The sequence below is a fragment of the Adhaeribacter radiodurans genome, from assembly GCF_014075995.1.
Classification (GTDB): Bacteria; Bacteroidota; Bacteroidia; order Cytophagales; family Hymenobacteraceae; genus Adhaeribacter; species Adhaeribacter radiodurans.
Map to the genome: position 1 here is coordinate 5,238,439 of NZ_CP055153.1, position 11,956 is coordinate 5,250,394.

Genomic DNA, 11,956 nt, shown 5'->3' on the forward strand with positions numbered 1-11,956 from the left:
GTTTCGGAGAACTGGCAAAATGAGGCAAAGTACCGTTGGATACCAGTTGAAATTACTAAAGAAAATTAATGGATCACCACAATATATATTTCTGGATTTTATTCAATGCCTTCATCTTATTGTTGTTGGGGCTTGATTTATTTGTTTTTCACCGGAAAACGCACGAAGTAAAAATTAAAGAAGCTTTAGGGTGGAGTGCTTTTTGGGTTGCTTTAAGCTTATCTTTTAACGCGTTAATTTACTTCTGGATGGGGCCAACTCCCGCTCTGGAATTTTTAACAGCCTATCTCATTGAAAAATCGCTTAGTGTTGATAATCTCTTTGTATTTATTATGATTTTCTCCTACTTCCAGATTCCGGTGCAATTTCAGCATAAGGTATTGTTCTGGGGGATTTTAGGCGCTTTGGTTTTGCGTGCTACCTTTATTTTGGTGGGCGTAGCCCTGCTGGCTAAGTTCCATTTTATTATGTACTTACTGGGAGCATTTCTGATATTTACCGGTATAAAAATGGCCACTACCGAGCAAGAAGAAATTGATCCTAAAGCAAACCCGGTCGTAAAATTTATTAGTAGGTACATTCCGGTTACTAATACGCTGGTAGGCGATAAGTTTTTTGTCAAATACGATAAGACATGGTTTGTAACGCCTTTGTTTATTGTATTAATTATGGTAGAAACCACGGATGTGGTTTTCGCGGCCGATTCCATTCCGGCTATTTTAGCCGTTTCGCGCGATTCGTTCATTGTTTATACCTCTAATGTATTTGCTTTACTAGGGTTAAGGGCTTTGTATTTTGCTTTGGCCGGTATCATGAAGCTCTTTCATTACCTGCACTACGGTTTATCGCTCATATTAATTTTTATTGGCGCTAAACTACTCCTCTCCGATATCTACAAAATAGATATGGTTTGGGCCTTGGTAGTTGTAGCAGTTATCCTGAGCGGTTCGGTGCTTTTATCACTTTTATTACCCAAGAAAGACGCAGAAGAATTACCTACTCTAGTAGAAGATGAGGAAGAAAAAAGTATTAAAAAGCCATAGTATACAAACCTACAGCTGCCAGGTTTAACTTGTTAAAGAATAGATAAGAATAAAAAAGAGCCTGAAGTTTATAGAAACTAATAACTAAATATTCGTTTCTATAAACTTCAGGCTCTCCCTTTAAAAATATTTTCTTCAAAAGAATCAGAATAAAAGCCAGAATAAATAATTCTATTAAATCAAAAAGCTGATTTAATTCTACTTTTCAAACGCCCAGCATAAAAACTCGGGCATAATTTTTCCCCAGGTAGCTACATCGTGTTTGCCTCCAATTAGCTCCACGTAGCGTATATCTTTGCCTTTCTGATAACCTTTCTGATATAATTCGGAAATCAGGCTGGTAGAGTCATCAACAGAGTCGATAATACCGTTTTGATTGCGATCTGATTCTTCGTCCTGCGTACCGGCCTGGATCCAAAATTTTAAGCTGGGTTTGGCAATACTTTTTCTGATTAATTTATGAGCGATTCGATACTTATCGGGCTCTGTTTGGGTATAATCTCTACTACGCCACCAGAAAGAGCCAGAAAAAGCGCCCACTTTAGAGAAAATACTATCTTCGTGCCAGGCAATATCCAGAGCAGAAAGGGCCCCTAAGGAAAAACCTGCTATGGTATAACTCGCAAAAGCCGAAATATTAGTTTGAGAATAAATAGCCGGTAACAGTTCTTGCACAATAAACTGGCGGTACTCTAAGGCTGCGTTTCCCCGGCCTTTAAAATCTGCTTGACCCGAAATACCGTATTCCTGAAGCCGATTACCGGCTTTTATCCCTACCGTTACTATCGGTTCAATATCTTTTTTCTGGTACATGTTCCGCAAAATCTGGTCGTATTGCATGGTTGCCAGATCCTGCCCATCGTTGATTAAAAGCAAATGTAAAGGTTCCGTTACATCTGCCATTTCTGGTAGGTACACCACACAGGTAACTTCCCGATCTAAAATAGCCGATTTCAATGTCCACTCGTCCACACAAATGCGTACATCGGCTTTGGTAAAGTTTACTAACATTATTATTTTAAGGTAATTAATAAAAAAACAAAATTAACTAATTTATATTTAATAAGTATAAGGGAATTGTACTTTATCCTTTTACAGCGGCTACATTAAAAAAACCGTGCCATTACATTTTCCTTTAGTTCTATTGGCCACCAGCAAGCGAAATGTATAATCTATGAATGAACAATATCACAAGTGGTATTCGCAACAATTAGGCTCCGATATTGAAATGCTGGTTTTCGGCGATCAGGGATATCCTGTTATTCTGTTTCCAACCTCAATGGGCCAGTATTACCAGAATAAAGACTTTAAATTAATTGAAAGTGCGGGTTGGTTTATTCAGGAAGGATTAGTAAAAATTTACAGCATCGATTCTATTGATGCTTATAGTTGGTACAATAAAAATATTCATCCGGCCGACCGGGTTAAAAACCACATGCGCTACGACCAAATGCTTTACCACGAACTGGTTCCAAGAGCCCTGCATGAAACCGGCAAAGATAAAGTATGTGTAGCAGGTTGCAGTTTTGGCGGCTACCACGCCGCAAATTTTGCTTTTAAACATCCCGATAAAGCCAGCCACATGTTTAGCATGAGCGGCGCTTTTGATATTAGAGGGCAGCTAGACGGCTTTTACAACCATGATGTGTACTACAACAATCCGGTTGATTTTATATCGAACGCTTCGGATCCGGCTATCTGGCAATTAAAAATAATTCTGGGCACTTCCGACCACGATATCTGCAAAGATGCCAATATTAATTTATCCGGTATATTATCCCGAAAAGAAATTCCGCATTGGTTAGATATCCGGCCGGATGCCGTGCATGATTGGCCTATTTGGCGCGAAATGTTTCCGCATTATTTATCTTTAATCTAAAACGTATAATAGAAGCTACTATGAAAAAAATAGGCATCCTTTTCGGGCAGGAAAACACTTTCCCGCAAGCCTTTGTGGATCGTATTAATAAAAAAGCCGTTAAAAATATTAGTGCCGAGTTTGTTATAATAGACAAAGTTATTCAGGGCGAAGAGTTAGGCTACGATGTAATTGTAGATCGTATTTCGCAAGATGTTCCTTTTTACCGGGCTGCGCTTAAAAATGCAGCTATTTCGGGTACTGCGGTTATTAATAACCCTTTTTGGTGGAGCGCCGACGAAAAGTTCTTTAACAATGCTCTGGCCGTAAAAATTGGCGTGCCGGTTCCTAAAACAGTACTATTGCCTTCCAGGGATATGCCCGAAAATACGTCTGGCAATTCGTTCCGCAACCTGGAATACCCCTTGGATTGGGAAGGAATTTTTAATTACGTAGGTTTCCCGGCTTACATGAAGCCCTTTGATGGCGGTGGCTGGCGCGATGTGTACAAACTGCACGATCCGGAAGACTTTTTTGATAAATTTAATCAAACCCGGCAGTTGGTAATGATGCTGCAGGAAGAAATTATTTTTGATGATTATTTCCGGTGCTATTGCGTAGGTGGGCAGCACGTTAGAATTATGCAATACGAACCCCGTAATCCCCACCATTTGCGTTACGAGCACGGCAAGGCGCCCGCTTCAAAAAAAATATTAAGCCAGGTAAAAGATTACGTACTTAAATTAAATCAGTACCTGGGCTATGATATGAACACCGTAGAATTTGCCATTCGCGGGGGTGTTCCTTATGCCATTGATTTCTGCAATCCGGCGCCGGATGCCGATTTAAATAGTGTAGGCCAAGAAAACTTTGAATGGATTGTGGAGACCATGGCAACATACGCTATTAACCGGGCCAAAGCCCATAAATCAGGTTTAGATAATTTAACTTGGGGTCAATTTATTAAATCGGCTAATGCTAAAACACCTTTAATGTCATTGCCGCTACCTCAGGAAATGCCAAATAAATCCAGCTTGAAAACAAAGACCAACCCTGAACAAAGCTTATAGGTTTGAAGTAGTTTATCTCTAATGTAATCTGGGAAGGCAGTAAATTTTAAATTTTCTGCTTTAAGAAAGTATGGCCAAATGTATATTCGCGCTTTTTACGAACACGAAACACCAAAAATTTTTAACTAAATAATGTATTCTTATTTACTAAATCCATACTCATGAACAAATTCACCCTTGGCGTAGAAGAAGAGTTTATGGTAATAGACCCCGTAACCCGGGAACTCACCTCGCACGAGCAAAAAATTGTAGAGGCGGCGCAAAGAGTACACGAAGACCAGGTAAAAGCCGAAATGCACCAGGCCGTAGTAGAAGTAGGCACGCACATTTGTAAAAATACCACCGAAGCCCGCACCGAAGTTACTAAATTAAGAAAAACCGTTGCTACTCTGGCCGGCGAGTTAGGTTTTCGCATTGGAGCGGCCGGCACCCATCCTTTTTCGCAGTGGGAGCATCAACTTATTACGGATCATCCCCGATACGTCGAAATCGTAGATGAATTGCAGGACGCTGCCCGGTCGAATCTGATATTTGGTTTACATGTGCACGTGGGGTTTCAATCGCGCGAAATGGCCATCCATATTGCCAATCAAGCACGTTATTTTTTACCGCATATTTACGCATTATCAACCAATTCACCTTTTTGGGAAGGTCGTAATACCGGTTATAAATCTTTCCGCACCAAGGTATTCGATAAATTTCCCCGTACGGGTATTCCCGATTATTTTCAGAGCGTTGAAGAATACGATAGCTACATAAAGTTGCTGGTTAAAACCAATTGCATCGATAACGCTAAAAAAATATGGTGGGACGTGCGAGTGCATCCTTTTTTTGAGACCATTGAATTCCGGATTTGCGATTGCCCTATGTTGGTAGACGAAACAATGGCTTTTACCGCTTTGTTTCAGGCTCTTTGCGCTAAATTGTACAAACTACGCCTACAAAACATGAAATTTATTACCTATAACCGAGCCTTAATTAACGAAAATAAATGGCGGGCTGCCCGTTACGGCATAGATGGCAAACTTATTGATTTTGGGAAGGAAGCGGAAGTAAATACCCGTGCCTTAATTTTGGAATTATTAGATTTTATAGACGATGTAGTAGATGATTTGGGTAGCCGCGATGACATTAACTATGTTTCGCAAATACTAGAACATGGCACCGGTGCCGACCGACAGTTGCAGGTTTACCAAAAGAACCAAAACTTTACCGATGTAGTTGATTATATTACGTCGCAAACATTAAAAGGCGTAGATGTATAGCCAATAAGTGATTATAAAGGTTTGTAAAATCTACTTTATACTAGCTTGTTCGCATTAATAAGTTCTTAAATTTATTTTTTACCATTGTAAGCAAAAAAGCTTACCTAATAATTAGTTTTAAAATAGTGTCTATAAAAATTGCCATTCTTGACCTTTACGATGGGCATCCTAACCAAGGGATGCGTGGTATACAGGATATTTTACAGCGTTACAGCCTTCGGAACCGAATTCCATTTGTATACCAGATTTTTGAAGTACGAACGAAGAATGAAGTTCCGAGTACTGATTTTGATATTTATATTTCCAGTGGTGGACCGGGTAGCCCTTTAGAAAGCGAAGGTTCTGACTGGGAAAACAGTTATTTTCATTTAATCAGGGAATTAGAATACATTAACGACGATCCTCAGCGTACCGATAAAAAATACGTTTTCTTTATTTGCCACTCGTTTCAGTTAATTTGCCGTAAATATAACTTAGGTAAAATATCTAAAAGAAAATCTACTTCGTTTGGCATATTTCCTATTCCACGCACTACTAACGGGCAATTTGAAGAGCTATTTACCGGTTTAGCTGATCCTTTTTATGCCGTAGATTCCCGCGATTGGCAAGTTATTAAGCCGAACGAAGCACAGATAGAAGCGATTGGCGCTAAGGTATTAGCTTTAGAAAAAGAGCGTCCGCACGTTCCTTTAGAACGTTGCCTTATGGCTATTCGCTTTAGCGATTACTTTTTTGGTACCCAGTTTCATCCGGAAGCTGATCCGGTAGGAATGAAAGAACATTTATTAAGCGAGGACAAGAAAAATCAGATAATAGAAGTTCACGGAGAAGAAAAATATTGGGAAATGCTACAGTTCCTGGACGATCCAGAAAAACTGGAACGTACCCAGAACCAAATTATCCCTGCTTTTCTAGACCAAGCTATTCACGCAATGCAGGAGGCCTAATAATGATTAAAGAAACCCGGGAAGCTTATAATGCTGCTTTTACGTCTGCTGCCTATCAGCAATTACTAGCCGAGTTAAACCAAGGTTTAGCCCGCCAAATTGAATTTCGGATAGCCGAGACCCCGGTGTTTCTTCCAGCAGTGTTTAAAGAAAAATTAGTAAAAGCTGGAAATGAACTAGTAGCTATTATTCAGCAGGAAAATTTTAAACAACTTACTCAAAAGTCAATTCCGGAGAATTGGCAGGTAGACCACGAAAAAGGACAGCCCCATTTTTTAACGTTCGATTTTGCTGTTTGCCGCGATGCCAATGGGGAGCTAATTCCTAAATTAATTGAACTGCAAGGATTTCCTTCTCTTTATGCTTTTCAGTCGGAATTAGCCGAACAGTTTAAAAAGCATTTTCCAGTAACCCGGGATTTTACCCCTTATTTTCACCATCCTGATCAACAAAGTTATTTTGACCTTCTCCGACGTACTATTGTAGGAAATAGTGCGCCTGAGGAAGTTATTATAATGGATATTAACGCTCCCGAGCAAAAAACCGCCGTTGATTTTTACCTTACTGCCCGGCAACTAGGTATTGCCATGGTTGCGTTGCACGAATTGCTACAAGAAGAAAATCAATTTTATTACCTTCGTGAAGGTGTAAAGCAACCCGTAAAGAAAATTTACAACCGACTTATTTTTGATGAAATAACGGATAAAAGTGAAGCTTTCCGGAATGTTCCGGATTTATTAACTACCGATCAACTGGAATGGGTAACGCACCCGAATTGGTTTTATCGCATTAGTAAATACACCATGCCTTTTCTAAAAAGTGAGTTCGTGCCGGCTACTTATTTCCTCTCCGACTTAAAAACCATCCCGAAGGATTTACAAAATTACGTACTCAAACCGTTATTTTCGTTTGCTGGCCAAGGTGTGTTAATTGATGTTTCCGAAGCCGATATTAAAGCTATTCCGGATCCGGGGAACTGGATTTTACAAGAAAAAGTAACCTACGAACCCGTTATCGAAACGCCGGAAGCGCCGGTAAAATGCGAAATCCGGTTAATGTATTTATGGCCTGATGATGCCGAAGAACCTGTTTTAGCTATTTCGCTGGCCCGGCTAAGCCGAGGCAAAATGATTGGAGTACGGTATAATAAAGATTTTAACTGGGTAGGCGGAACAGTAGGTCTTTTCTAAAGCATTATTAGTCTAATTTCCGACATTTATATTTATAAGCAATTAAATTAAGTACCGCATTTATTTGTACGCAAGTGGCGTTTGTTTTCTCGATCGTTTTAACATGAACTTATTTTTGCTCTTGGCAGGATCCAGATTGATGGTAAGATTGATGCCTGGCACTCCGTACAAATAAGTTGGGGCAAACACAATGGTAGGCTTGCGTCCCCATCGGTTCCGATGGGACAAATAAGCCAGGTGTGATGACAAAATACCTACTCCTGCCCCCGCAAATACATCCGATTGCCAGTGCTTGTTGTTTAGCATGCGTAACGCTCCCACTCCGGTAGCAATAGTATAAGCCCCAATGCCAAACCATTGGCTACGATGGCGTAGCTCCGAATGAATAATGGAAGCCGCCAGAAAAGCATGTGCCGTGTGCCCCGAAGGAAAAGAATAAGAGTTTTCCCCGTTGGGGCGTTCTTGTTTGGTAATACTTTTAAGCCCAAAAACCATAACGGCATTAATAGCCTCTGCTTTCAGAATTAAAATGCCCGTATTTAAATAATCATGGTTGCCTTCAAACTGCAGACTATAAGCTAGTGCTAATTCCACAAAAGGGGCAAATATTAAGTAATCGTCTACTTTAGTTTTAAAATTTGGAAAATTACGCTGCAAATCTCGTTTAGCATCATAACTGCTGTAAATTCCATGGTCTTTCATAGTGCTAATACCATAACCGATAAGCACTGCCGGAACAACAGTGGCTTTAAAACCCTTTGATTTAAAAAAAGGAACTTTGGCGGGAGCTAGCGTAGAATCCTGATACTTTTTTAAAGTATCTGTTTCCTGGACTTGGGCTTGAAGTTGAGGGCTAAGTAAACAAAAAAATAAAGATAAAGTCAGCCATATTTGGGTAACCGATTTCATAGATAGTAGTTAAGCTTTGTAAGAGTACAACTATAAATCCTATTCATTCGAAATAATACACTTAATGGTTGCTCTTAATTTATTACGATCTACAAAATCCAGCTTGTATGCAACAAAATAAGTTTTTGAGAATATAAGTTAAACCTATGCATACCTAATACTTACCTAAACCTGTAACTAATGTAAGCAAGCATTTAAAATTTACTAAATTATTAAACCGCAACATTGCCCAATAGGATAAACATATAACCGCTATGCTTTACAAAATACCTTTGCTTTTATCTAAAAAGATAAAACGGTTTTTTCAATTGCCTTTTATGCAGCGGCTGAAGCAAAAGTACCCCTGGCTTTTTGCTTTTATTCGGAAAAGATTTAAAACCGGCGATTTTTTTGGTCTTCCCTTTACCATTTTAATTACCTTAATTTTTATTAATCTAAGTATGCTTTCGGAAATAACTGAACATGTGGTTAACTCTCCAAAGGTCAAAAATTTAGACACAGAGGTTTCAGGAGCATTCTTTAACTTACGTACTCCTTTTATCAGCCTACTTTTATATTATTTTACCCAAGCGGGTTCTGTGTATGGCGTTACCGCCCTTACCACCTTAATAAGTATTCTTTTACTCTGGAAAAAAAGGTTATATCAACTATTAGCACTTTTAGTTTCTGTTTTGGGCAGTGGTATTTCTATGCATTTTTCGAAGTTCTATTTTCACCGGGAACGACCGTTAAACTTAGCTTATTATGCCACCGAAGGTTCCTTTTCTTTTCCAAGCGGGCATTCCACGAGTGCTATGGCTCTGGTAGGGGTTTTATGTTACATTGCTGTGTTAGAAGTTAAAAGCAACAAAGTGCGTTCTCTTATTATAATTTTAGGCCTTAGCTATATTTTACTAATGGGTTTTAGCCGGATTTATTTGGGCGTTCACTTCTTAACCGATGTTGCGGCTGGTTTTTTACTTGGTTTGTTATGGGTATTATTAGCTGTAGGCTTAATGGAGTATTCGGCTCTGAAGCAGTTAAAACGAACCAAAAGCTAAACGGAAATTACTAATTTCTTTATGAAATTTTACTTCTAGAAATAACTAAGAATAGTTTAAGTGTTATTGATTTAATTGCTACTAATTAGATAGCTAACCTAAAAATTTTAATATAAGCCGTCTTGCCAGCTAAGGTAAGATCACAAACAACTAAACTAAGTAGAAATATCTGATTAACCGTATTTTACGTATTTTAATTTACCGTATATCTATTTTTGATATTGGCCGTATTTGCCATTATGAGCCTCGATGATTTTCTTATTCAACCACTTGATTGGCGCGCCCATTTTGTATGTCTGAAAGGAATATATCTGACTACCCGGAGTGGCTGTAAATTTGATTTTAATTTGTATTATGTTGCCGACTTTTTTGTAGAAGTCTGGTATACCAAAGGCAGTCATGAAGTAGGTTTAATTCGAGGCTTTACAGATACCGCCTGCTTAACCACCTACCTGGATGAAATTGATATTACCGATGTTCAGAGAAAGTAGTTATTTTTCTGAATATAGGTATTTTCTAAAAAAAATTACTAAAAAGCTTAAAATTAGTAATTACACTGTTAATCCAATAAATCAATTGGAGTAACTAAATCTATTTGCAGCGAATCTACGGCGGTAGTATCTGGAGCTGGCGTAGCAGTAACAATTAAATCGCGCGCCCGACCTGCTAAATTTACGTGTGGGTACAAATTATCATACTCTTCGCGCGAAATAAGACCGCGACGCAGCATTATTCCGGAGATAAGTTTAAAGAAATAACGCGACCGATTACGTAAATTACCGTAGGCATCGAAAGAATACCGGTAGGCTTTGGGTTTAGGAATAATACTGGTTAAAAATAAACTCTCCGCTAAATTAAGCTCTGCCGGATATTTCTCGAAGAAGAACCGGGATGCTTCTTTCACCCCATACACATTCGGCCCCCATTCAATAATATTTAAATAAACCTCGTACATGCGTTGTTTAGAAGTAATGCGGTTATTTTCAATGAGCCAAACAATCAGCATTTCTTCTACCTTGCGGGCAACTGTTTTTTTACGGGTAAGAAATACGTTTTTAACCAACTGCATTGAAATAGTACTCCCGCCCCGGGTAAAATTCTTTTCTTTCAGGTTCGTAATCATGGAATGCCGGAAAGCGCCTTCGTGAAACCCTTTATGTTTAAAAAAGCCGTAATCCTCGGAAGTAAGAATACTATTTTTTAAGTAGTTAGAAATTTGGTTATAAGGAGTAAAGTTCGGGTTCTGTGGGCCAACAATGAAAGTACGCAAAGGTTTACCGTACTCATAAACCGTATGCTCAAATGGCTGATTCATCCGGCCTAAATCCGTATTACCGTATTCCAAAACATTAAAATTCTTACCTTCTAAATCAGAATCAAACTTTAAACTATCTATTTGTGCTAAATCTACATAGAAGTTCATCTTGTAAGTTAAATAGCCTTTAGCCTTTATACCCTCCAGGGTTTCAAACATCCCTTTAGGCAACGATTGAAAAAAGTCATTGGCTTCGGTTTGGGCAGAATGCACTTTTAAGGCCACCCGCTTAGAAGGTTTGGTAATTAAACGCGCTTGCGGATAAACTACCATTTTATTTACTGTTACCCGCGAGAGAGTATCTAAAGAATAGTAATTTTCGCCAATGGTGACAACGTAGTCAATCGCTCCTTTGTCTATCTCCACATCGCCATCTGCTACTTTCGGGTGATTTACCAGCAGTTTATTCATTTGACCTTCGCCTTTAATCGTGAGTCGGTCTCTTTTATAAACTTTATCGGTTAAGCTAACTTTAAGGGAGTCGAAGGAAAGTTTAGCGCCGTATTTTTCTTTTATGTACGGGATCCGGATGCCGGCCGTATCAGTAGTATATAAGTTAGCCGAAAGCTGGTAATCATCGGGGTTAATACTGCCATCTACGTGCAGTTTGTTGATCAAAGAATCGGTTTGCACCGTAAGTGAACTGCTTATATCGCCATCATCTATGGTAAGTAAGGGCATATTCACTCTTATATTACGATTTTGACTTTCGTAAGTAACCAATAAATTCCGGAAAGTAACCGCATCCGGTACATTCTCAAAAGCCGTTTCAATTAAGCGATTCAGGATTTCGCCGTAATTACGACCTTGGGTTGTATCTCTGGGAGCTGCAGGAGTTTTCTTGCGGAGTAAAAAACTAAAATTATTTTGATCTTTGGTTTTCCGGGCAGTTAAAAAGGCATTCGCTATTTTAAGATCACTAAATACTACGCGGCCTTTAAAAATAGTCCATAAACTAATTTCAGCATCCACACTATCGGTAGTAAATAAAGTATCACCGCCTTTAGGTATTAAAGCAATATCGCGCATAATTACGGTTTTAACGCCAACATAATCGGCTTTACCAATAATTAAGTCTACCGGATACTTACGTTCTACTCGGGTAATAACTTCTTTTACAACAAATTGCAGAATATTCCGGCGGAAAATAAATAATACACTAAACGCAATAAGTAATACCACTGCCGCTGCGGCAGCAACTTTTCCGGCAATTTTAGCACCTCTACTATTTAAAATTTCTTGTATTTTCGGGTTCAACGTAGCAGAATTTAAGACAAATTAACAGAATAACGATATTCTGTAAGTTAATACTATTAGCG

11 protein-coding genes are annotated in these 11,956 nt (G+C 38.9%); 8 read left to right on the forward strand and 3 right to left on the reverse strand.

Annotated features, from left to right (window positions below; translation table 11 throughout):
* The first annotated feature begins 68 nt into the window (after positions 1-68).
* On the forward strand, positions 69-1,043 hold the full coding sequence (locus HUW48_RS20950; RefSeq protein WP_182412794.1) for a TerC family protein: 975 nt from the start codon (positions 69-71) through the stop codon (positions 1,041-1,043).
* Between the two features lie 198 nt (positions 1,044-1,241).
* On the opposite strand, the gene HUW48_RS20955 is transcribed toward HUW48_RS20950, so the two are convergent.
* Positions 1,242-2,054, reverse strand: a complete 813-nt coding sequence (locus HUW48_RS20955) for an alpha/beta hydrolase (RefSeq protein ID WP_182412795.1) — start codon at positions 2,052-2,054, stop codon at positions 1,242-1,244.
* A 163-nt stretch (positions 2,055-2,217) separates the two neighbouring features.
* Here HUW48_RS20955 and HUW48_RS20960 point away from each other — a divergent pair, with 163 nt between their 5' ends.
* From HUW48_RS20960 to HUW48_RS20980, 5 genes are all read left to right on the forward strand, one after another.
* On the forward strand, positions 2,218-2,922 hold the full coding sequence (locus tag HUW48_RS20960) for an esterase family protein (RefSeq protein WP_182412796.1): 705 nt from the start codon (positions 2,218-2,220) through the stop codon (positions 2,920-2,922).
* 20 nt (positions 2,923-2,942) lie between these two features.
* On the forward strand, positions 2,943-3,971 hold the full coding sequence (locus HUW48_RS20965) for an ATP-grasp domain-containing protein (RefSeq protein ID WP_246343562.1): 1,029 nt from the start codon (positions 2,943-2,945) through the stop codon (positions 3,969-3,971).
* Between the two features lie 161 nt (positions 3,972-4,132).
* Positions 4,133-5,236: a carboxylate-amine ligase gene (locus HUW48_RS20970; RefSeq protein ID WP_182412797.1), complete on the forward strand. Its 1,104-nt coding sequence runs from the start codon at positions 4,133-4,135 to the stop codon at positions 5,234-5,236.
* A 125-nt stretch (positions 5,237-5,361) separates the two neighbouring features.
* Positions 5,362-6,183: a type 1 glutamine amidotransferase gene (locus HUW48_RS20975; RefSeq protein WP_317173721.1), complete on the forward strand. Its 822-nt coding sequence runs from the start codon at positions 5,362-5,364 to the stop codon at positions 6,181-6,183.
* A 2-nt stretch (positions 6,184-6,185) separates the two neighbouring features.
* Positions 6,186-7,373, forward strand: a complete 1,188-nt coding sequence (locus HUW48_RS20980) for a hypothetical protein (RefSeq protein WP_182412798.1) — start codon at positions 6,186-6,188, stop codon at positions 7,371-7,373.
* Positions 7,374-7,433: 60 nt separating this feature from the next.
* On the opposite strand, the gene HUW48_RS20985 is transcribed toward HUW48_RS20980, so the two are convergent.
* Positions 7,434-8,282: a phosphatase PAP2 family protein gene (locus HUW48_RS20985; RefSeq protein ID WP_182412799.1), complete on the reverse strand. Its 849-nt coding sequence runs from the start codon at positions 8,280-8,282 to the stop codon at positions 7,434-7,436.
* Positions 8,283-8,536: 254 nt separating this feature from the next.
* Between HUW48_RS20985 and HUW48_RS20990 the strand changes: the two genes are divergently transcribed.
* Positions 8,537-9,322 carry a phosphatase PAP2 family protein gene (locus tag HUW48_RS20990; RefSeq protein ID WP_182412800.1) on the forward strand — a complete coding sequence of 262 codons (786 nt, stop codon included), beginning with the start codon at positions 8,537-8,539 and terminating at the stop codon, positions 9,320-9,322.
* Between the two features lie 239 nt (positions 9,323-9,561).
* Positions 9,562-9,813 (forward strand): hypothetical protein, encoded by a 252-nt coding sequence (locus HUW48_RS20995; RefSeq protein WP_182412801.1) that lies wholly within the window; start codon positions 9,562-9,564, stop codon positions 9,811-9,813.
* 68 nt (positions 9,814-9,881) lie between these two features.
* Here HUW48_RS20995 and HUW48_RS21000 read toward each other — a convergent pair whose 3' ends face one another.
* Positions 9,882-11,894, reverse strand: coding sequence for a biosynthetic peptidoglycan transglycosylase (locus HUW48_RS21000; protein ID WP_246343563.1), 2,013 nt, complete (start codon positions 11,892-11,894; stop codon positions 9,882-9,884).
* Between the last annotated feature and the right edge of the window lie 62 nt (positions 11,895-11,956).

Coding starts and splice junctions, on each gene's coding strand:
- HUW48_RS20950 (WP_182412794.1), top strand. CDS start 69: ATGGATCACCACAATATATATTTCTGGATTTTATTCAATGCCTTCATC.
- HUW48_RS20955 (WP_182412795.1), bottom strand. CDS start 2,054: ATGTTAGTAAACTTTACCAAAGCCGATGTACGCATTTGTGTGGACGAG.
- HUW48_RS20960 (WP_182412796.1), top strand. CDS start 2,218: ATGAATGAACAATATCACAAGTGGTATTCGCAACAATTAGGCTCCGAT.
- HUW48_RS20965 (WP_246343562.1), top strand. CDS start 2,943: ATGAAAAAAATAGGCATCCTTTTCGGGCAGGAAAACACTTTCCCGCAA.
- HUW48_RS20970 (WP_182412797.1), top strand. CDS start 4,133: ATGAACAAATTCACCCTTGGCGTAGAAGAAGAGTTTATGGTAATAGAC.
- HUW48_RS20980 (WP_182412798.1), top strand. CDS start 6,186: ATGATTAAAGAAACCCGGGAAGCTTATAATGCTGCTTTTACGTCTGCT.
- HUW48_RS20985 (WP_182412799.1), bottom strand. CDS start 8,282: ATGAAATCGGTTACCCAAATATGGCTGACTTTATCTTTATTTTTTTGT.
- HUW48_RS20990 (WP_182412800.1), top strand. CDS start 8,537: ATGCTTTACAAAATACCTTTGCTTTTATCTAAAAAGATAAAACGGTTT.
- HUW48_RS20995 (WP_182412801.1), top strand. CDS start 9,562: ATGAGCCTCGATGATTTTCTTATTCAACCACTTGATTGGCGCGCCCAT.